Here is a 1806-nt window from a genome sequence, read left to right on the forward strand (position 1 = left end):
TTTACCTCGCGGGCGCGGTGATCGCGTTCACCTTCTCAGGACTGGTCGGACAAAGCCTCGCGCCCGATCCGGCGCTCGCGACGGTGCCGATGGCTCTGATGACGGCCGCGACGATGGCGACCACTATCCCGGCCTCACTGCTGATGGGACGGTTCGGCAGGCGGCGCGGCCTTGTCACCGGCGCCGCGCCAATGGGCGCAAGTCCAATCGCCGGCCTCAGCATCGACCGGCAGAACGAGATACTGATACGGTCGATGGGAGTACGAGCAGCGACCTAAAGCAGATACTCGATGATGGACAGCGTGAGACTTCGATCGCGGACCAATAGCGAAACTGCAATCAGCGCGCAGATGCAGAGGGTTCGGTGATCGATGTGCACCATGAGTTCGCGGACTACGCAATTTTCGGGTTCCGATTCGAATTGTCCGCAGCATCAAGCGAGAGCGCTCGTGGGGCGAGTTCCAAGTTCTTCTCATTGATGATCTATTAAGATTAGCGAGATTCGTTAGAGGCGGAGCGCACCCTTTGGCCGTCTACCGGGTGCTGGTGGTGGAGGCTGGCCCGGAGGGATTGCCAGCCGAGACTCATCTCTCAGTAGGGCATGAGTCGGCAGCTCATTTATGCGGCCGACTTCAGCACGAGGGATGAGTTCGTCTGCTATCTCACCAAATGCTGCTGCGCTGGCACCGTAGCATCCGATTGCGACTCGAAATGCGCGCCAGTGCCGGTGGAGCGCCCAACTACCGCCCGGAAAACTCGGGGAACTGCAAGCGTTCACGATCCGTGGCGAGGTAAGCCGGCGGCTGGAGATTGATCGAGAAGCGGATTGCCTCTGGTCTCTACGACATGGCGGGTAATGTGTGGGAATGGACGACCGATTGGTATCGAGACCACTCCCAAGATCACACAGCTATGCTGCACGGTCAGCAATCCGCTAGGTGGTACGCGCCAAGAAAGCGTAGACCCACGGATGCATGGGAACGGAATGCCGCGCAAGGTAATGAAAGGCGGCTCATTCCTGTGCGCACCGAACTATTGCCGACGCTATCGACCAGTCGCGCGCACGCCGCAGCAGCCGACAAGTAACGAACCCGACGGCAACGACATTGCGCGCCAGTGTTCGCGGTTTACCAGTCCTACACGATGAGCTTCGAGGGCGCGATTGTTTCTATACGAGGTAGTACGGCAGAACTTGCCGAGGCTGCGCAATGGGGGTCAGCGCGGCAAAAGCCGGCGTGGCGGCAGCAATTCCATGGCGTACGATCACAACATTGAACGACTCATACGCTTTCGGCGAGCTCGCGCTTTTGTACGCGCAGTGGTTCCAGTGGCTCAGCTCAACTTCGTGATCTTCGCCGTGACACAGAGATGCATTCAAAGCGCACGAGTGTGGAGCGGCCGCGGGCGTCACCGCGGTTACGGCTGTTTGCCGTTCAATGATCGATGTGCCCTTCGCACGTTCAACGAAGCGCGCGATCAGCAACACGAGAAAGCGATTGAGCGAATAGAACGGTGTGAGATGTTCGCAGGTGTGCACCAATTTGATGTCAGGGATGCCGGCGAGAAGCGTCCCAAGCTTCGACCGCACATTCGGGTCGGATAACGCCACTGCAACCTGCGCCTCGTGCGCCTGCTCAAGTTCCATATGTAGAGCATGATCATGTCCGGCGTGTTCGCCCCAGTGGTAGGAACAGGCGGTTCGGCGCTCCATATCCTTCAGCGCTAGGCAGATCGACGTTGGAATGCCACACGCGTCGAATACTTCTCGTGCGCTATTTTTTCCAGTACTGATCCGCAGAAAATCTT

At 58.6% G+C, this 1806-nt stretch carries 1 protein-coding gene and 2 pseudogenes; 2 read left to right on the forward strand and 1 reads right to left on the reverse strand.

From position 1 onward, the window contains the following. Window positions 1-278, forward strand: a pseudogene (locus JNL55_RS03495) (hypothetical protein); the annotation flags it as partial. 556 nt (window positions 279-834) lie between these two features. Further along, window positions 835-1147 (forward strand): annotated as a pseudogene (locus JNL55_RS37325) (formylglycine-generating enzyme family protein); the annotation flags it as partial. A gap of 21 nt (window positions 1148-1168) precedes the next feature. Here JNL55_RS37325 and JNL55_RS03500 read toward each other — a convergent pair. Further along, a partial coding sequence (locus JNL55_RS03500; protein ID WP_293849312.1) for a hypothetical protein occupies window positions 1169-1806 on the reverse strand: 638 nt, incomplete at its 5' end.

It is taken from the genome of Steroidobacter sp., from assembly GCF_016790065.1.
Lineage (GTDB): Bacteria > Pseudomonadota > Gammaproteobacteria > Steroidobacterales > Steroidobacteraceae > Steroidobacter.